Annotated in this window: 20 protein-coding genes; 11 read left to right on the top strand and 9 right to left on the bottom strand. The window is 48.2% G+C overall.

What is annotated here, in order from left to right; genetic code table 11:
* The first annotated feature begins 12 nt into the window (after nt 1-12).
* A complete protein-coding gene (locus tag THIAE_RS02025) occupies nt 13-264 on the top strand; it encodes a late competence development ComFB family protein (protein ID WP_006459834.1) in 252 nt (83 codons plus the stop codon).
* A 62-nt stretch (nt 265-326) separates the two neighbouring features.
* Nucleotides 327-1,301 (top strand): GGDEF domain-containing protein, encoded by a 975-nt coding sequence (locus tag THIAE_RS02020; RefSeq protein WP_025299263.1) that lies wholly within the window; start codon nt 327-329, stop codon nt 1,299-1,301.
* A gap of 97 nt (nt 1,302-1,398) precedes the next feature.
* Here the strand turns inward: THIAE_RS02020 and clpB are convergent, their stop codons facing one another.
* Nucleotides 1,399-3,969, bottom strand: coding sequence for an ATP-dependent chaperone ClpB (clpB, locus tag THIAE_RS02015; protein ID WP_041483119.1), 2,571 nt, complete (start codon nt 3,967-3,969; stop codon nt 1,399-1,401).
* Nucleotides 3,970-4,072: 103 nt separating this feature from the next.
* Between clpB and THIAE_RS02010 the strand changes: the two genes are divergently transcribed.
* Entirely contained in the window at nt 4,073-4,936 is an 864-nt protein-coding gene (locus tag THIAE_RS02010) for a YdcF family protein (RefSeq protein ID WP_006459831.1), read from the top strand.
* A gap of 50 nt (nt 4,937-4,986) precedes the next feature.
* A complete protein-coding gene (locus tag THIAE_RS02005) occupies nt 4,987-6,525 on the top strand; it encodes a class I SAM-dependent methyltransferase (protein ID WP_006459830.1) in 1,539 nt (512 codons plus the stop codon).
* Here the strand turns inward: THIAE_RS02005 and hslV are convergent.
* From hslV to selD, 6 genes are read right to left on the bottom strand one after another with little or no spacing between them, the layout of a single operon-like run.
* The gene (gene hslV / locus THIAE_RS02000; protein WP_006459829.1) at nt 6,522-7,076 is read right to left on the bottom strand and encodes an ATP-dependent protease subunit HslV; all 555 of its coding nucleotides are present in this window, start codon (nt 7,074-7,076) and stop codon (nt 6,522-6,524) included. The two genes, THIAE_RS02005 and hslV, sit on opposite strands and share 4 nt — an antisense overlap.
* A gap of 14 nt (nt 7,077-7,090) precedes the next feature.
* Nucleotides 7,091-8,074: a tyrosine-type recombinase/integrase gene (locus tag THIAE_RS01995; protein WP_006459828.1), complete on the bottom strand. Its 984-nt coding sequence runs from the start codon at nt 8,072-8,074 to the stop codon at nt 7,091-7,093.
* Nucleotide 8,075: 1 nt separating this feature from the next.
* Nucleotides 8,076-8,792 (bottom strand): DUF484 family protein, encoded by a 717-nt coding sequence (locus tag THIAE_RS01990; protein ID WP_006459827.1) that lies wholly within the window; start codon nt 8,790-8,792, stop codon nt 8,076-8,078.
* The gene (gene dapF, locus THIAE_RS01985) at nt 8,789-9,649 is read right to left on the bottom strand and encodes a diaminopimelate epimerase (protein ID WP_006459826.1); all 861 of its coding nucleotides are present in this window, start codon (nt 9,647-9,649) and stop codon (nt 8,789-8,791) included. The genes THIAE_RS01990 and dapF overlap by 4 nt, the downstream gene beginning before the upstream one ends.
* Nucleotides 9,650-9,684: 35 nt before the next feature.
* Nucleotides 9,685-10,788, bottom strand: a complete 1,104-nt coding sequence (mnmH, locus tag THIAE_RS01980; protein ID WP_006459825.1) for a tRNA 2-selenouridine(34) synthase MnmH — start codon at nt 10,786-10,788, stop codon at nt 9,685-9,687.
* Nucleotides 10,788-11,831 carry a selenide, water dikinase SelD gene (gene selD, locus THIAE_RS01975; protein WP_006459824.1) on the bottom strand — a complete coding sequence of 348 codons (1,044 nt, stop codon included), beginning with the start codon at nt 11,829-11,831 and terminating at the stop codon, nt 10,788-10,790. Before selD ends, mnmH begins: the two co-directional genes overlap by 1 nt.
* A gap of 172 nt (nt 11,832-12,003) precedes the next feature.
* Between selD and hslU the strand changes: the two genes are divergently transcribed.
* From hslU to ubiB, 7 genes are read left to right on the top strand one after another with little or no spacing between them, the layout of a single operon-like run.
* Nucleotides 12,004-13,323, top strand: a complete 1,320-nt coding sequence (gene hslU / locus THIAE_RS01970; RefSeq protein ID WP_006459823.1) for an ATP-dependent protease ATPase subunit HslU — start codon at nt 12,004-12,006, stop codon at nt 13,321-13,323.
* An 11-nt stretch (nt 13,324-13,334) separates the two neighbouring features.
* Nucleotides 13,335-13,643, top strand: a complete 309-nt coding sequence (locus THIAE_RS01965) for a DUF4160 domain-containing protein (RefSeq protein WP_006459822.1) — start codon at nt 13,335-13,337, stop codon at nt 13,641-13,643.
* Nucleotides 13,640-13,912, top strand: coding sequence for a DUF2442 domain-containing protein (locus THIAE_RS01960; RefSeq protein ID WP_006459821.1), 273 nt, complete (start codon nt 13,640-13,642; stop codon nt 13,910-13,912). Before THIAE_RS01965 ends, THIAE_RS01960 begins: the two co-directional genes overlap by 4 nt.
* A gap of 2 nt (nt 13,913-13,914) precedes the next feature.
* On the top strand, nt 13,915-14,298 hold the full coding sequence (locus THIAE_RS01955) for a gamma-butyrobetaine hydroxylase-like domain-containing protein (RefSeq protein ID WP_006459820.1): 384 nt from the start codon (nt 13,915-13,917) through the stop codon (nt 14,296-14,298).
* Nucleotides 14,295-15,050, top strand: coding sequence for a bifunctional demethylmenaquinone methyltransferase/2-methoxy-6-polyprenyl-1,4-benzoquinol methylase UbiE (ubiE, locus tag THIAE_RS01950; RefSeq protein ID WP_006459819.1), 756 nt, complete (start codon nt 14,295-14,297; stop codon nt 15,048-15,050). Before THIAE_RS01955 ends, ubiE begins: the two co-directional genes overlap by 4 nt.
* Nucleotides 15,051-15,338, top strand: coding sequence for a hypothetical protein (locus tag THIAE_RS01945; protein WP_006459818.1), 288 nt, complete (start codon nt 15,051-15,053; stop codon nt 15,336-15,338).
* A gap of 9 nt (nt 15,339-15,347) precedes the next feature.
* Entirely contained in the window at nt 15,348-16,991 is a 1,644-nt protein-coding gene (gene ubiB, locus THIAE_RS01940; protein ID WP_006459817.1) for a ubiquinone biosynthesis regulatory protein kinase UbiB, read from the top strand.
* Here the strand turns inward: ubiB and THIAE_RS10945 are convergent.
* Together THIAE_RS10945 and THIAE_RS01930 are read right to left on the bottom strand one after the other, a co-directional pair.
* The gene (locus THIAE_RS10945; RefSeq protein ID WP_006459816.1) at nt 16,963-19,260 is read right to left on the bottom strand and encodes a TonB-dependent receptor; all 2,298 of its coding nucleotides are present in this window, start codon (nt 19,258-19,260) and stop codon (nt 16,963-16,965) included. The two genes, ubiB and THIAE_RS10945, sit on opposite strands and share 29 nt — an antisense overlap.
* On the bottom strand, nt 19,254-19,547 hold the full coding sequence (locus THIAE_RS01930; protein WP_006459815.1) for a DUF1840 family protein: 294 nt from the start codon (nt 19,545-19,547) through the stop codon (nt 19,254-19,256). The genes THIAE_RS10945 and THIAE_RS01930 overlap by 7 nt, the downstream gene beginning before the upstream one ends.
* Between the last annotated feature and the right edge of the window lie 12 nt (nt 19,548-19,559).

Raw genomic sequence — 19,559 nt, 5'->3', positions numbered from 1 at the left:
TAGAGGATTAGTATGGCGTTTGATGCAATCCAAAACTATTACGAAAAGCTAGTTTTTGATGAAATAGTCCAGCACTACTGGACTCATGAACTCAGCGAAGATGAATTAGAAGACATAGCCTGCATTGCATTGAACACCATGTCGCCTAGATATATTCGGCATCATGTTGATCTGTGCTTTTTTATGTCCCAAGAAGAGCGCAACAGAATGGTTGACGAAGTAAAGATCGCCGTTGCATTTGCATATAAAAAGGTATTTTCCTAGTGACCGATTTTAAAAAGTCTAGCTTAGACCCTAAGGTTTGTATCGAAAGGGACTCTGAGGCTATGACGTTTTTTCATCACTATCTTGATCTATTATTCGAGCAACGCAATCTTGCAGGCATTGCAGAGATACTGCATGAACAGATGACCGGTTTTGGCACAGGTGCCGGTGAAGTCGGCGTCAACCGTGAACAATCCATTGCCCTCTATCAACAAGATATTGCCAACGCTCCCAATCCGATTCACTACCAAATTCAGCAACAACACCTGCTATGTTTGGTGGCGGACCAAGCCTATCAATTTAATGCTATCCTGCGGCTTGAAACTGAAATCCTGCAACAACAGCTGGTGTTTAATAAGCTTCGCGTCACCCTGGTTGCTGTTCAGCAACAGACGCAATGGCGAGTGACGCATCTTCATGCCTCTTTTCCAACGGATGCCCACTGCGAAGATGAGTCCTACCCGATTAAAGAACTCGAAGAACGCAATTCCTGGTTAGAAAAACGCATTAAAGAAAAAACCCATGCGTTAGAAGATGCGCTGGTTGAAATTAAACAAGTCGCCGAAACCGATAAACTGACCGGGCTCTATAACCGCCACAACACCGACAAACTGCTACAATCCTGTATTGAACAAGCGCAAATGCTACAGCAACACTTTTCGATTATCTTGATCGATGCCGACCACTTTAAGCAGGTGAATGATCAATATGGTCACTTGGCCGGTGATAAACTGCTTATTAGTCTCAGTCAGCGTTTACAAGCACTACTGCGAAAAGACGACAGCATTGGCCGCTGGGGCGGCGAAGAGTTTTTGATTATTTGCCCGCAGGTGGAAGTTTTTGAAGCCACTAAATTAGCCGAACGTATAGGTCGAACCATTGCCCAAACCGAATTTGACACCATTGGCCAGCAAACCCTCAGCATGGGCGTGACGCAATACCAAGCCGGTGATGATTTCGATCGCCTGATCGCCCGTGCCGACCAGGCCCTCTACCAAGCAAAACATCAAGGCCGTAACCGGGTTGTGACTGCCTAAAACCCGCCCGACCACCAGGCCTGGTGGTTGGGTTTTGGGTGTAAAAAACCCCGCTTGCGCGGGGTTAGGAGCATGACAGAATTAACTTAGTAACACGTTAGTGGAAATTGAGTTCGCCGTCTTCAAGTTCAACGTGAATGGTTGAACCGGCAAGGAACTCGCCTTTTAGGATGCGTTGCGCTAATGGGTTTTCCAGACGTTGCTGAATCACTCGTTTTAGCGGACGCGCACCGTACACCGGATCAAATCCGGCTTCGCCAATGACATCCAATGCCGGAATCGAGACGTCGATTTTCAGGTCGATGTCGGCCAAACGTTTGCGTAGGCTTTCAAGCTGAATATCGGTAATCGCGCGAATCTGGCCTTTACCAAGCGGGTGAAATACCACAATGTCGTCAATTCGGTTAACGAATTCGGGGCGGAAATGACCACCGACCACTTCCATTACCGCCGACTTCATTGCGTCGTAATTGCCCTCGCCTGCCAGCTCTTGGATAATCTGCGAACCAAGGTTCGAGGTCATCACAATCACCGTGTTACGAAAATCAACTGTACGGCCTTGGCCGTCGGTTAAACGCCCGTCGTCGAGCACTTGTAGCAGGATATTAAACACATCCGGGTGCGCTTTTTCTACCTCATCCAGCAAGATCACCGAATAGGGTTTGCGGCGCACGGCTTCGGTTAAATAACCACCCTGCTCGTAACCCACATAGCCGGGCGGCGCACCAATTAAACGCGCCACCGAGTGTTTTTCCATAAATTCAGACATATCCAAACGCACAATCGCATCTTGGCTGTCGAACAGGAAATCCGCCAAGGATTTGGTTAGCTCGGTTTTCCCCACCCCCGTTGGCCCAAGGAATAGGAACGAACCGTTGGGTTTGTTTGGATCAGACAAACCGGCGCGTGAGCGACGAATCGCATCCGAAACGGCTTTGACCGCTTCGTCTTGACCGACCACTTTGGCGCTTAGGCTATCTTCCATACGTAACAATTTGTCACGCTCGCCTTCCATCATGCGTGATACCGGAATGCCCGTCCAACGCGATACGACTTCGGCGATTTCTTCTTCGGAGACTTTATTGCGCAACAGGTGCATTTCGCCTTTATTCTCGTCGGTGATCTCCAACTCGTCCGCCGCTTTGATTTTGGCTTCTAAATCGGGAATCACACCGTATTGCAATTCAGACATGCGCCCCAAGTTGCCTTCGCGACGCGCAGCTTCCATTTCGGTACGCGCTTTATCGAGCGCCTCTTTGTACTGTTGCGCGCCCTGCAACGCGGCCTTGTCTTTTTTCCAGACCTCTTCAAAGTCAGAATATTGTTTTTCTAGGTCTTTGATTTGGTCTTTTAAGATAGCTAATCGTTTTTTCGACGCGTCATCTTTTTCTTTTTTCAGCGCCACCTGCTCCATTTTGAGCTGGATTAAGCGGCGATCCAACTTGTCCATTTCTTCCGGCTTGGAGTCAATTTCCATCCGAATACGCGAGGCGGCTTCGTCAATCAAATCAATCGCTTTATCCGGCAATTGACGGTCGGTAATATAACGTTGCGATAACCGCGCCGCCGCCACAATCGCCGGGTCGGTAATCGCCACGCCGTGATGCACTTCGTAACGTTCCTTTAAGCCACGTAAAATCGCAATCGTATCTTCTTCGGTCGGTTCATCTACCAACACTTTTTGGAAACGACGCTCCAGCGCGGCGTCTTTTTCGATATTGTCGCGGTATTCGTTGAGCGTAGTCGCGCCGATACAATGCAACTCACCACGCGCTAACGCCGGTTTAAGCATATTGCCCGCATCCATTGCGCCTTCGGCTTTGCCTGCGCCGACCATGGTGTGAATTTCGTCGATAAACAAAATCACCTGACCTTCGTTTTTCGACAAGTCTTTTAATACCGCTTTTAGGCGTTCTTCGAACTCACCGCGATATTTCGCGCCAGCCAATAACGAGCCTAAATCTAACGACAACACACGTTTATGGCGCAAGCCTTCTGGCACTTCGCCGTTGATAATACGTTGCGCAAGGCCTTCGACAATCGCGGTTTTACCCACGCCAGGCTCACCGATGAGTACCGGGTTGTTTTTGGTACGACGCTGCAATACTTGAATCGCGCGGCGGATTTCGTCATCACGACCAATCACCGGATCGAGCTTGCCGGATTCGGCACGCGCGGTTAAGTCGATGGTGTATTTTTCTAACGCTTGGCGCGTTGATTCTGCATTTTGATCTTGCACGCTTTCCCCTCCACGTACTTGTTGAATCGCATCGGCGAGCTTGTTTGCTTGCGCCCCGGCTTGTTTCAGAATATCGGCGACCTGATCTTTCGACTCCAAGGCCGCTTGGAAAAACAGTTCGCTCGAAATATAGGCATCGCCGTTTTTCTGCGCTTGTCGTTCCATTAAATTTAAAATCGCTCCTGATTGGCGCGATAGCTGCACTTCGCCCCCTGTGCCAGAGACTTGCGGCAGGGTTTTGAGTTTCGCCTGCACAGTTTGATTGAGTGCATTCACGTCCACACCGGCCAGGCGCAATAAATGCCCCTGCTCAGGCATTAAACTCGCTAGAATGTGTAAAGGTTCTATAAATTGATTATCTTGACTATTTGCTAGCGATTGCGACTGCGCAAGGGCTGCTTGAAACTGGCTAGTAAATTTATCCATCATGGCTGAATCCTCAAATTTCATTAACCTTTATATGGGATTTAGCCGCAAGGCTTTCAAGAGCAGGTCAAAAATTTAATCCACAGGTTAATAACAGGACACCACCATGACTGATACCTTGTTTTTTTATCTCTCAAAGCTCGCCTGGGCGCTACTTAGTCCCGGTAACCTGATAATTATTATCTTTATCTTAGGTAGCCTATTAGTGCTCATGAACTTAAGAAAACTGGCGAAGTGGCTATTGATTCCCAATGCCTTACTAGCAAGCCTGTTACTCAGCTATCCGGTGGGTGACTGGGTGATTAAACCGCTGGAACAACGTTTTAGCATACCTGCTCAACTTCCAGACCAGATTGATGGCATCATTATTCTGGGCGGCGGCGAAGATTTAAAACGCTCGTTAAGTTGGAATGTAGCGGAACTGGGTTTAGGCGGTGACCGCTATATTGCCGCCAAAAAACTGGCGGACATCTATCCCTTTGCCCCAGTGATTTTTAGTGGTGGCAGCGGTTCAATTCAATTACAAAACACCGGTGCAGAAGGCCACATTGCCCAACAGGTGTTTAATGATCTTGGGCTGTATCCATCACGTTTAATATTGGAATCGGCATCGCGCAATACCTATGAAAATTTTCGTAATACCCAACCGCTGCTTAAACCTGACGGCACTTATCTACTAGTAACCTCGGCCTTCCATATGCCACGCTCGGTCGGTATTGCACGCCAAAAAGGTATTAATGTGATTCCCTATCCCGTGGATTACCGCAGCAATAGTCGTGAACTACGCCAGATTAACTTCGACTTTTATGACCATTTAAAGGCACTCGAAGCCGGCTGGCGTGAATGGATAGGCTTAACGGTTTATTTTTTCACCGGTAAAACCGAACACTGGTTGCCAAAGCCCGCCAGTACGGAACAAAATCCAGCATCAACACAAACGCCTCGGCCTAACCCATTTGAAGGGTTATAATGACTAAACTTTGAATCATAACGCTTTAATACAGCTAAAAGGACGGACAAATGAGTGATTGGACATCAGGTTATGTAGCCGATATTGGCTATACCTATGGTTATTACAAAGAACTCAATCCACTGCGGATGCGCTTGGCCTTATTGAACGCCGGCATCGAACCACCCAAAGTGAGCACCGCATGCGAACTCGGTTTTGGGCAAGGGTTAAGCGCAGCGATTCATGCCAGTGCGGCAGTAGCCCAATGGTGGGGTAACGACTTTTTACCCTCGCAAGCCTTATGCGCGCAAAACCTGGTCAATGCCAGCGGTGCCAATGCCCAGTTTACTGATGAATCCTTTGCCGAATTTTTAGCGCGTGATGATTTGCCCAAGTTTGACTTTATTTGCTTACATGGCGTGTGGACTTGGGTATCCCATGAAAACCGTGACCTGATCATGGCCTTTATCAAAAAAAACCTAAAGGTCGGCGGCGTGGTCTATGTCAGCTATAACACCCAAGTCGGTTGGGCGCAGATTATGCCTTTACGCCGTTTAATGGTACAGCATACCCAGCGCATGGGTGCACCGGGCGAAGGCAGTGCGCAACGGATTCGCCAAGCCTTGCAATTTGCTGATCAAGTCTTAAAAACCCAACCTTTACACGCCACGGCCAATAGCCAGGTTGCGCCTAAACTGCAAGAATTGCTCAGTCAAGATCCCCATTATCTAGCGCATGAATATTTCAATCGCGATTGGCAACCGATGGATTTTGCCGATATGGCCGAGGTTATGGCGGGGGCAAAATTAGATTACGCGAGCTCGGCCAGTTATCTTGATCTGATTGAAGCGATTAACTTATCCGCTGAACAACAACAATTGCTTAATCAAATTGATGATGTCGCGCTAAGAGAAAACACGCGCGATTTTTGCGTCGATAAAAAATTCCGCAAAGATTATTGGACCAAAGGCGCACAAAGCCTCAATCCCGTTGAAGTGATTAATGCGCTGCGTGCCGAGCGTGTGGTGATGACCAAACCACGTGGTGCGATTTCGCTGGTCTTAGAAGGCGCACTCGGCATTGCCGATTTGGCGGCCGATATTTACAACCCGATTCTCGATTATTTGGCTGATTACCAAGTCCATACTCTTGGTGAAATCGAACAGGCGTTGGCCATCCATGGCAAAATTGGTTTGCAGGAAATTGTGCAAGCGATGTTTATTTTTACCCATCGCGGTGAAATTCAATCGGCACAAAGTGACGAAGCCATCGCGGCAGTGAAAAATCGCTGTGATAAGTTTAACCAAGCGCTCATGGCCAAAGCCCATGGCAGTGCCAGTATTTATTTTTTAGCTTGTCCGGTCACCGGCGGTGGTATTGAAGTGGCACGTTTCAGTCAATTGTTTTTGCAAGGCTATCAACAAGGTCAACAAACGCCTGAAGCCTTGGCTGAATTTGTTTGGGCGATTTTAGAACCCCTCGGAGAAGGGGTGATGAAGTATGGTCGCACGCTTGAATCAGCCGAAGAAAACTTGGCTGAACTGACTCAACGCGCCAGCAATTTTATTAACCGCGAATACCCCATGCTAAAGGCGCTTGGGATAGGTTAAGCCTTTTCCAGCACCTCAATCGTTAGATTGTGATTGGTGTAAATACATAAATCAGCCGCAATGGTTAAGGCATTGCGGGTCAAGTCTTCGGCGCCCAATTCGCTATGGCGCATTAAGGCTTGCGCTGCCGCGTGCGCATAGCTACCACCCGACCCAATCGCGATAAAGTCATCTTGTGGCTCAATAACATCACCGGTGCCAGAAATCAAAAGCATAGTGTCGGCGTCGGCGACAATCATCATCGCTTCAAGTTTGCGTAAGGCACGATCAGTTCGCCAATCTTTGGCCATTTCAACCGCTGCACGCATCAATTGCCCATTATGGGTTTGTAAGCGACTTTCAAAACGCTCGAATAAGGTAAAGGCATCCGCCGTGGCGCCGGCAAATCCCGCTAAGACTTGACCATTGTAAAGACGGCGTACTTTACGCGCATTGCCCTTCATTACAATATGGCCAAGGGTAACTTGGCCATCACCGCCAATAACCATTTGGCCATGGCGCTTAACACATAAAATAGTGGTGCCATAAATCGTTGCCGGATCATGTTGCATAGTTTTGTCCTTTGTTACTGTTCGTTCTGTTGGTCTGAATAAATGTCTGATTTCGCGTGGCCTGCTACATCTTTTTTGCGGGCGCGGGGATGGGCTTGATCGTACACCTGCGCTAGATGTTGCATATCTAATTTGGTATAGATTTGAGTCGTACTCAGTTGCGCATGCCCCAATAATTCCTGCACCGCCCGTAAATCGCCGCTGGATTCTAACACATGGGTCGCACAGGCATGGCGCAAACGATGTGGGCTAATCCGAGTATCTAAACCGGCGGTTTGACCACGTTGTGCTAAACGCTTTTGCACACTGCGCACAGTCAGGCCCTTGCCTTGTTGACTAATAAACAATGCATCATCATGGCTAGCCCATTGCGGACGAATCTGCAACCAGACCTGCAAGGCGGTGATCGCTGTCCGCCCCACCATCGCAAGGCGTTGCTTATTGCCCTTGCCCACCACGCTAATATAGCCTTCATCTAATTGGGTTAGGCTGTCCGGATAACGCAAACTCACCAACTCAGCCACCCGGATTCCAGAGGAATAAAGCAATTCAAACATCGCCTGATCACGCTTCGCCAAAGCAGTGTCAGCCGGTTGGTCTAATAATTGTTGCATCTTATCCACTGAGACACTTTTTGGCAGTGGCTTATCGGCTTTGGGTGCTTGCACCCACTGCACGGGATTGTCCGCTACCCACCCTTGCCGAAGCATAAACTGATAAAAACGCCGCAAAGCTGACAAGTGGCGACGAATGGTACGTGGATGCAACGCCTGTTCGCTCATGGCCATCACATAAGCCTCAAAATCTTGCAGCTTTTGCGCAGACCAAAACTGGTGACTTTTTAAGGACTTAGTGCCAGCACCCGCTTGGCACCAGGCCTGGTAAGCCAAAATATCACGCTGGTAATTGGCGATAGAATGAGGCGAATAGTGTTGCGCATTTAACTCGGCCACCAACGCGCTCAAGCAGGCATCAATCGGTGCGGTTTCTCGGCTCATACTAGGACTGACTCAATGTCAATTCAGGCTCGGCGGGTAACGCATCATTAAATAAATTATTAAACTGTGCACTGACCAGCTCACCGAGAATCTTTAAAAAATAAGTGCCTAAATCGGGTTGAAAACGATTACTGTGACTACCCAGCGCCAGCACGCCCCACACCGATTGCCAACCCAAGGGCACACAGCACATCGACTCAATCGGCTCGGTGGTTTTAAATAAGCCTTGCTTCCATTGCGCTTCAATAAAGCCACACACCGGCTGCCCTGGCACTAGACTCGCCTTCAAGCTGGCCACCCAATCTTGACGCACGCCCAATTGCTGCAGGCCTGCTAAACTCGTATTGGGCAATTCCCAACTAAATAACGTTACCTGTTCCACTGCAAACGGACCTTGCAACTGCTGATATAGTGCATCCAAAGCCACTTGCTGAGTGGGCGCTTGTAATAAACGCAAGGCTAAGTGATGCAATTTTTGCAGAATCACCCCATTATCACCGGCAATACTGACCAACGAATCGACCTGATCCTGCAAAAGTTGCTTTTGTTGACGCAACTGCCACACCTGACGTTCCAGCAAGGATACCGCTTTACCTGACTCCGGGTGGGGAATGCTGAGCTCATCTAGCAGGCCTGGAAAGATATGAAAAAACTGTTGGTTTTTAGCGAGATATTCCGCTACTTCATCGGCTCTTAGCCCTTTATTATCCGTGGTCATAAATTTCCTTCGTCCCAAAATGAAGCATCTAACTCGGCCGAAAAAACCGTGGCCACCGGTCCGGTCATCCACAAAGGTTCATCCAGCTTGCCCGACCAACGAATCTGCAAATCGCCCCCTGGCAAAGACACTGTCACCTGCTCGCTCACTTTACCCCACAGTCGCAACACCGCCATCGCGGCACACGCGCCGGTGCCACAGGCTTGGGTTTCGCCTGCGCCGCGTTCAAACACACGCAACTTAATATACTCGGCATCGATCAGTTGCGGAAAGCCGACATTCACGCGTTCAGGAAAGCGCGGATGGGATTCTAACGCCGCACCCAAGCTTTCGACCGGTGCTTGTGCCACATTTTCAAACGGCATCAAGACCGCGTGCGGATTGCCCATCGACACCGCACCGATTAACCAGGCCTGGTGATCGACATCAATTTGATAGGTCGGGGCTTGCTGCTCGGCCTCAAATGGCAAGGCGTTAGGTTCAAAACGCGGCACGCCCATATTGACACGCACTTGGCCGTCGGCTTCCAAATACAACACAATCAAACCCGAGGCGGTTTCGACCGGAATTTCACGCTTTTGCGTCAGCCCTTGATCATAGACAAAGCGCGCAAAACAGCGGGCGCCATTGCCGCATTGTTGGACTTCCGAACCGTCGGCATTAAAAATTCGATAACGAAAATCAGCCTGGGTCGATTGTGGTTTTTCGACCACTAGCAATTGATCAAACCCCACGCCCCAATGGCGATTGGCCAACGCTTTCACCAGGCCTGGTGAAAATTCAATCGACTGGTTAATGGCATCGACCACCATAAAGTCATTGCCCAAGCCATGCATTTTGCTAAATTTGATATTCACTGCTTATCCTCATTACCTGCTCTCATCACCCGCGCTTAGTTGACACTACTGATATGCTGCATAAACGCTGAAACATCCTGAGCACCGCCACGCATAATGACTGGCTGACTATGCCGCTTCAATTGATAATCGTACATAGGATCATAATAGTCTTGCAATAAAGGTGCAATCCAGCTTATGTGAGCGCCAAAATCACCCGTTGCTTGCTGCTCAATGCAGGCCTGCTCAAAAGCATGACTTAATTTTGTATAACCCACACCGCCAAGGCGTTTGGCAATCCGCGCAAACCGCGCTTGCATATGCGCCATCCACGCATTTAAACCACCAAATTCCAACTGCCCTTCAATGACATATTCTTGCAAAATATGCTGACAGCGCGTGTCAAAGGGCACATCTAACACGATCCGCTTGCCGGCCTTAATCGCATTAAACAGGGGCGGGGATAAATGCACTGAACCAATATTGCGGGCTTCATCCTCGAAAACCCTTTGTCGAATAGGCTGCGCATTCAACTCAATCAAACGGTAGGCCAAACGGTTTTCAAAATCAATTTGCGAGGGTTGCGACCAAGCACGACCACCAAAACTCGAACCTCGATGCTGGGCAAGTCCTTCTAAATCCACCGCGCCGGGCAGGTGCTGCAATAACGCCGTTTTGCCCGAACCTGTGCGCCCAGCGAGTATCCAAGAAGCCAATGCGCCCTGCTCTAGTGCCGCTGCCGTTTGATCAAGCGTGTCGATTAAATACTGACGAAAAGCTTTGTAACCACCGGCAATACGCGCCACCTCCACACCGGCATCAGCGAGCCACTGTTGCGACGTACGCGAGCGCAGACCGCCCCGAAAACAATACAGTAAGCCATTGGGATGCTGGCTAAAAAAGGCCTGCCAGCTCGCCAAACGCTCTGCACGCAAGTCACCCTGCACCAACTGATGCCCTAAGGCAATCGCCTGCTGCTGGCCGCGTTGTTTATAACAGAGACCAACTTGATGACGCTCATCGTCATTCATCAGTGGTAAATTAGTGGCCTGCGGAATTGCGCCACGTTCAAATTCAACCGGCGCACGCACATCTAATAACGGGGTTTGCGCTAAGGCAATCGCGGCATAATTGTCCACTGTCGGTAATTCACGACTCATTACACAACCTCAATAATCGGCGCATTGGGCTGATTTAACGCAGATTTGAAGGTCTGTCCAATCGGCTGTAAATCCACACCCTGTTGCTGGCACAAGGCCTGAAACGCAATTCGCGCGCTTTGTTTGACCATCACTAGCAATCCACCCGATGTTTGCGGATCACACAATAAACGCTGCGTCTGCTCATCCAAGGGCACAACCTTGTCTTGAACACTGTGCCAATTACGCAGCGTGCCACCCGGTACGCAACCCTGCTCTAAATAGGCGATAACATTTGGTAATAGAGGAATTGCGTTGACATCTAAACGCGCTCGAATACCACTTGCCTCGCAAACCTCTAACAAATGTCCTAACAAGCCAAACCCGGTCACATCGGTAATACAGGTCACCCCATCAAAATCGGCTAAACGCGCCCCGATAGCATTTAACTGACACATACTACTGATGGCATGGGTTAAGTCAGCTGCGGTGATTGTTTGTTGCTTTTGCGCAGTAGTTAAAATACCCACACCCAACGGCTTAGTCAGAAAAATATCACAGCCCGCTTGTGCCATGCGATTGGTTTTTAAGTTAGATTGGTTGGCTATACCAGTCACCGCTAAACCAAAAATCGGCTCCGGCGCATCAATAGAATGCCCACCCGCTAGCGGAATACCGGCTTGCTCACACACTTGGCGGCCACCGGCAATCACCTCGGCGGCAATCTCTGGACTGAGCTTATCCATTGGCCAACCGAGAATCGCAATTGCCATTAGGGGCTGCCCACCCATCGCATAAATATCTGACAGCGCATTAGTCGCAGCAATACGCCCAAACGTATGTGGATCATCCACGATGGGCATAAAAAAATCGGTGGTCGATAACACCACTCGGCCATCGCCAAGATCAAACGCGGCCGCATCGTCCTTCGCGCCATGGCCGACTACCAGGCCTGGAAAGTTAACACTGGATTGCGCACCGGCCAAAATAATATTGAGCTGACTTGGCGAAATCTTACAACCACAGCCGGCACCATGACTATATTGCGTTAATAGCACATCCATGAAATTCATCCAAAAGCTTTATTATGACAGCAAACTAAGCGGATAACCATGCAATCCAACCCCTTCATTGTTGACATTTTTACCCCAATTCCGCACATCATAAGGCTTCGAACAGCGACCTTTTGGACTATAATAAGCACTTTAAATTTTGATATTGAGGTGCGCAACCAGCATGATGACGCCAAAAGAAATAGTTCACGAACTCGACAAACACATCATAGGGCAAGATGACGCCAAAAAAGCGGTCGCGATTGCGCTGCGTAATCGTTGGCGCCGGATGCAGCTCCCTAAAGACTTGCGCACTGAAGTCACGCCGAAGAATATTCTAATGATCGGCCCAACCGGGGTGGGTAAAACCGAAATCGCCCGCCGACTAGCTAAGCTTGCCAACGCTCCCTTTATTAAAGTTGAGGCCACTAAATTTACCGAAGTCGGCTATGTGGGGCGCGATGTCGATTCCATTATTCGTGATCTGGTCGATAATGCCGTCAAAATGCAACGCGAACATGCAGTACAGAAAGTTAAAACCCGTGCCGAGGATGCTGCTGAAGAACGCATTTTAGATATTTTATTACCGCCTGCACGAGGTCGTGAAGACGATAGCCACGAAGCCATGGCCGACACCCGCCAAAAATTCCGCAAAAAACTGCGTGAAGGAGCGCTGGATGATAAAGAAATTGAAATCGACCTAAAAATGAGCCCTGCGCATGTTGAAATCATGGCCCCTCCTGGCATGGAGGACATGACCTCGCAACTACAAGATATGTTTCAATCCTTAGGCAGTAATAAAAAACAAAAACGGAAATTGCCCATCAAAAAAGCCTTGCGCCTATTGGTAGATGAAGAAGCACAACGCTTAGTCAACGACGATGACATTAAAACGCAAGCCGTTGAAAACGTTGAACAAAACGGCATTGTATTTATCGACGAAATTGACAAGGTGGCCAAACGCAGTGGTGCCAGTGGCGGTGATGTATCTCGCGAAGGCGTGCAGCGCGACCTACTGCCGCTCATCGAAGGCAGCACTATTTCAACAAAATACGGCATGATCAAAACCGACCATATCTTATTTATAGCCTCTGGGGCGTTTCATATCAGCAAACCTGCTGATTTAATCGCCGAGCTGCAAGGCCGCCTTCCGATTCGAGTGGAGCTAAAATCCTTGCGCGTTGAAGATTTTGTGCGCATTCTTACCGAACCGAAAGCGGCGCTGACCACCCAAGCAACCGCTTTATTAGGCACAGAGGGCTTCAATGTCAGCTTTACCCCAGAGGGCATTCAGCGCTTGGCTGAAATTGCTTACCAAGTAAATGAAAGCACCGAGAATATTGGCGCTCGCCGTTTACATACGGTGATGGAACGCTTACTTGAAGAAGCCTCTTATGACGCACCTGACCAGTCAGGTCAAGCTTTGGTGGTCGATGCGGCCTTTGTGAATGAGCGCTTAGGTGCCCTCGCAAAAGACCAAGATTTATCACAATATATTCTCTAAGGACGGATTGAATGCCAAAACTTTTTGAATACCTTGGTATTATCATTATGTTTTATTCAAATGAACACGAGCCAATTCATGTTCATGGTAAGTTTCAAGGTATGGAAAGCAAGGCAGAGTTAATCATAATAGATGGCAAGCTGGTCGATATTTTAATAAAAGAGGTGCGTGGCAAAAGACCGCTAGAACCTGCGAAACAAAAAGACTTTAAAGAATTTGTTGCTGCGTTTAGCGATCAAATTATCCAGCGTTGGATTGATTACTTTGTTTATCATAAATCAATCACCTGTATTCATATTGAAGGGAGAGTAAAACGATGATAACCCTCAAAATTGATAAGGTTGATTATCTTGGTGACTATCAACTTAAACTATTTTTCAATGACGGAAAAATTCAAAAGATAGATTTTGCGGACTTTATAAAATCATCACTCAATCCAGCGATTAGCAAATATCAAGACCTCTCTTTATTTAAAGCCTATCGCCTTACAGATGGGGACTTAGAATGGGGAGATTTTGATCTCTGCTTCCCTATTGCTGATTTATATGACAACTGCCACATAGAGGCACCAAGCCCAGAGGCGGCCTAATCATGCCTTACCCAACAGATATTACGCTCAAAAAAGCCTCTCGCCGGCTATTGATAAGTTTTGATGATGGGCAGACATTTGACTACAGCTGTGAGTTTTTACGGGTCTATTCACAATCTGCCGAAGTAACAGGCCACGCGCCTGGGCAGGAAAAACTACAACTTGATAAACAGGATGTAGGTATTGAAGCGATTAGCCCAGTGGGCAACTATGCGATTCGGCTCCATTTTGATGATGGTCACGACAGTGGCCTTTACACCTGGGAACGTTTGTATGAGCTTGGCCAAAACTACCAGGCCTGCTGGGTGGATTATTTACGCCGCGTCATGCGAGCCGGCCACAGCCACCCAGACTTAACGCGACTTAAAAAGGAAGCGGGAAAATGAACCAACAAGACAACAACACCATCGACTTTGGTTTTAGCCAAGTCCCCTTAAATGAAAAAGTCAAAAAAGTTAAAAGCGTGTTTGACTCTGTCGCTGACAATTATGATCTGATGAACGATGTTATGTCGCTGGGCATTCACCGACTGTGGAAACAGCAAACCATCGCGCTCAGTGGCGTACGCCCGGGCATGACGGTATTGGATTTAGCAGGCGGCACGGGGGATTTAAGCCTGGCAATGGCAAAAAAAGTTGGTAAAACCGGTACAGTGGTCCTTGCTGATATTAACGAGTCCATGCTGCGTGTTGGGCGCGATCGCTTAATTGATGCCGGCGTTGGCAGCCAGGTCAAATTTAACGTCGCTAACGCCGAAGCCTTGAGTTTTCCAGACAATCATTTTGATGTCGTGACCATGGCATTTGGTTTGCGCAATGTCACCCACAAAGACCAAGCACTGGCTGAAATTTATCGCGTACTGAAACCCGGTGGGCAGGCACTTATTTTAGAGTTTTCTAAAGTACATAGCCCGCTGCTGAGTCCAGTTTACGATGTTTACTCCTTTAAAATCCTGCCCAAAATGGGCAAGTTAATCGCCAAAGATGAGGCAAGTTACCAATATCTTGCTGAATCCATCCGCATGCATCCTGATCAAGACACTTTAAAACAGATGATGCTCGATGCCGGCTTTGATCGTGCCACCTATATGAATATGACCGGCGGAATTGTTGCATTACATAGAGGATGGAAGTTCTAAATGACCACAGAACGTGCCAAACGTGATTGGGAAGATGATTTAGCGAAGCTAGTCGGCGATCCACTCGCCTTTCAAATAGGCTATCGTGTGCGCCAATTTAAAGACCAAACCCGTGCGTTTAAGAATGACGGCGAGCAGATGCTAAAAGAATATGTGCGTTATGAACTGGATGTGTTACCTACACGCACTGAATTCGAAACCTTTGCCCAGCAAGTTGCAGAGCTTGACAACCGCCTTAATGAAATGGATGCGCGAATTCAACGTATGAAAAACGCCATTAACCCTTAAAGACCTCTTATGAACCCCATCAAACAGTTATTTCGTTTAATCAAAATTAACCGAGTCATTACCCATTATCGACTCGATGAAATGGTGCTGGGCAACAGCAAATATCGCGCGTTCATTTGGCTTAATCGTGTACTGTTCCCTTGGAACTGGCGCGCGACCCATCAAGGTGATCGGGGTCTGCGTCTGCGTCTGGCCTTAGAAGAACTTGGACCGATTTTTATCAAGCTCGGCCAAGCCCTCTCCACCCGCAAAGACCTGCTCCCAGAAGACATTTCGGTTGAACTGACCAAATTACAAGACGATTGCCCACCCTTTGATGAAACCCGCTCACGTCAAATTATCGAAAAAGGACTCAAGCGCTCAATTGCTGAGGCCTATGCCGAATTTGAAGCCACCCCGATGGCATCGGCGTCGATGGCGCAGGTGCATGCCGCTAAACTCCATAGCGGTGAAGAAGTGGTCGTTAAGGTGGTGCGCCCCGACATCAAACCGGTTATTGAGCAAGATGTGTCCATTATGTTCACCCTCGCTCGCTTGGTCGAAATCGCGGTTAAGGAAAGTCGCCGCTTACACCCCACTGAAGTGGTGGGCGAATTTGAAAAAACCATCCTCGATGAAATGGACATGATGCGTGAAGCAGCGAATGCGGCGCAACTCAAACGCAATTTTGCTGATTCAGATTTATTGTATGTACCGGAAATCTACTGGTCACATACCAATGAGCATGTGATGACGATGGAGCGTATTTATGGCACGCGGATTTCTGAAACCGAAAAACTGATTGCACAAGGCATCGACCTCACCGACCTGTCAGCCAAAGGGGTGACGATTTTCTTTACCCAGGTGTTTAAGCATAACTTCTTCCATGCTGATATGCACCCGGGCAATATTTTTGTCCTACCGGATGGTCGCTATGCGGCAATCGATTTTGGCATCATGGGTACGCTCACACCGGAAGATCAGCGTTATCTAGCCGAGAACTTTTTGGCATTTTTTAATCGCGATTACCTGCGCGTATCTGAGCTGCATATTGAATCTGAGTGGGTGCCAAAAAATACCCGTGTCAATGAACTTGAATCCGCCATTCGCGCGGTCTGTGAACCGATCTGGGATCGTCCGTTAAAAGAGATTTCATTTGGTTTGTTTTTAATGCGTTTGTTCCAAACCGCACGTCGCTTTGGTATGGAGGTGCAACCGCAATTGGTGTTATTGCAAAAAACCCTATTAAACATTGAAGGTTTAGGGCGTCAGCTGGATGATGAACTGGATTTATGGGATACCGCTAAACCCTTTTTAGAAGACTGGATGCAAGAACGAGTTGGCCTAAAAAGCCTGATTAAAAACACCCAACGCAACCTGCCGTTTTGGATTGAAAACGCACCGCAGCTACCAGGCCTGGTGCATTCGGTGCTAAATAAAGCCGCGCATGGTCAATTAGAATTGCACTCTGGCCAAATCGCGCGACTCGAAAAAGCGCTCGAAAACCAAGCCAAACAACAACGCCGCCGTGCCATTGCTATTGCATTAGTTGGCGTAGCCATTTACTTAGAATTACAAAACCCAGGCTTAGACATGGCCGGCTGGATACAAGCAGGCCTGCTTATCAGCGCTGCATGGTTAGTGCTTAAAACTGATAATCTAAACTCAAAGTAATACTCCGCCCCTCATGGAGATAGCCATTGGCATAAGGGGCTGTGGGTTTACCAGCCAACTGACTCAAGGAAACATTAATCGGTGATGGACTGGCGACCTGCACATTAGTCAGATTATTGACGGTTAACCTAGCCCGCCAACCGCGGACGGGTAACATATAGTTTGCCGCCGCATTCCATAGCCAATAGCTAGGTAAATCATCACGATCATCATAAGGCTCCAGCGCTAAGGGAGCGGCATAGGATACACTCCCGGCTAAATGCAGCGCATCATTAAATTTATAGTCTAAGCCTAATCGCCCTAAATAGGGACGCGACCCGACGACAGCATTGCCAGACAGGTCATCCGTTTGATTAATACTTAAATTAGTAAACCCTCGCCAACGAAAACCGAGTCTAAAATCAGCATCCCACTCCACACCCTTAGCGCGGATTTGGCGTAAACCGGCATAGTCAGTTTGTCCAAACTCACTTGCATTTAATGGTCTAAAATAATGATAATAATGGGTACCCGCAGCGAGTTGTGCAAATTCAGAATGATAGAAGGTTATACGATGGGTTTGCACATAACCAGCATATACATACCCTAGCTCGTAATGATCGGACTGAGCAGCCTCTGGACGAACTTCACCTGGCTTTAAGTTACCTACATCCGTTACTTGATTGATTGGCGGCGTGACATGACTCTGACTAAACTGCGCTTTTAAAATATGTTTTGGCGCAACTTGCCAAACCGCGGCTAATTTAGGTGTCACTTTTGCAACTTCTAAGTCCTGCCAAGGATCAGCCAATTTTTGATTATCTTTCGAACGGTCAGTATAGTTAACCCATTGCTGCTGCCATCTAATCCCTGCCGTTAATGTAAAATCTTCACTAATACGCCATTCATCCTGCAAGAACAACGCAAGCGTATGCCTGCTGTCACCAGTTGAACCAAACCGAGTTTTTACATTCTCATGGTCATTACTCGGTAAATTTTGAATACCCTCTGCAGCTGCATGAGTAATCTCAACCCACCGTACATCCACGCCAAACAATAAACGATGTGCGGAGTTTAAATCATAAATAAACTGTTGCTGAAGCTGGACTTGCTGCTCGCGGACTTGATTAATGTAACTTTGTTGCTCCAAAAAACCAGGCAAAAATGAGAGTCTAGAGGTTTCCTCATTTATACAGTTCATAGGTTCTGGCTGCGAACTACAAAAACTTAAAACTCCTTGTTGAAGGTTGTTCACAACTGAGCCTGGAATTAAATTTGGTACATATAGTGTATCTAGCTCATAACTCAATTGACTCAGCGACAGCTGCGTGACACTGCGCAGATTATTGGTCAACGCCTGCTCATGGTTCAAACTGATTAGATAATCTTCATAGGTCTGCGCATAACGCTCGTCACTGGGCGGTAAAAACTCAATCACGCCATAAAAATCACCCGTTCGCAGGCGATTGTATGCAAAACTTAGCTGCGTCTGGTCGGTTTGCCAACCTAACTGCAGCTGCTCAAAGGCGCGCTGATTATTGACCCGGCCAGGTGCGGCTGAATACTGCTCAAAACCAAACGATGAACCAAATCGTTCATTCACTGCATCCGAAAACACCGTCACTGCGTCACTTTCAGCGCGCACGCCAGTAGCCTGATGACCCCAGGCACTCAAATTAATGCGCACGCGTCCTGAACCTAGGTCCGAGCCTTGGGAAATCGACGCGCCACGATAACCATTCGAACCAACGGCTAGATGGGCATGCGGCGTATCACGAGTAATAATATTAACCACACCGGCAATCGCATCTTCACCATGCACCACGGTTGCCGCACCGCGGATAATCTCAATCCGCTCAATTTGCTCAACAGGCATATGCAATAGAGTTTGTGCAAACCCCTGACTCGCATGCACCGTATTGACGCCATCAAGCATGACCTTAACACTTGAATTAGAAAAGGCCGCACCCACACCGCGCATAACAATGACCCGTTGGCCTAACAGGTTAATTTGCATATCGATATTGGGTGCCAAGGCTAAGGCATCTGCCAGCGTTTTTGCGCCATACCTAACCAGAGTTTCGCCATGTAACACGGTAATAGAACCCGGAACAAAGTCAGCATTCAGTTTTGTTCGCGTCACCAGCTCTGTTTGCTGATTTAAAAACGCCTGCCATTCTGCTAATGCCGCCGCTTCATCTAATGCCCAACTGCTGCTCGCCGTGCCCGCTAAAGAGCCGGTTAAACCTAGGCCGAACAACCACTTTTTTAACCTGTGCTTTGTTACCAAGCCGAGCGCTCCCACATCACCGTTTGATTATTTACGACAGCGTAATCAAGTAACGCTTCAAGTGGTGCTAATCTAACCGCAAGCGCGACACCGTCTTCACCCCAACTGGCGGCTGTTTTTTGCGCCTGTTCACGTGCTTGCGACAATTTGGCTACACTCTCTGCCAAGAGTTCGCCAGATAACGCACTGGGCAAGGCATCGCTGGCACCCATTTTACTAATCGCAAATTTGGCCAAGTCATCAAACATTTTGACTTCAGCATGGTGGGGTGTACTAAATACAATCATGTCGTTCTTCCA

The organism is Thiomicrospira aerophila AL3 (genome assembly GCF_000227665.2).
Classification (GTDB): Bacteria; Pseudomonadota; Gammaproteobacteria; order Thiomicrospirales; family Thiomicrospiraceae; genus Thiomicrospira; species Thiomicrospira aerophila.
Note: the sequence above shows the minus strand (reverse complement) of the source record. Positions and strands in the feature narration are given on the sequence as shown.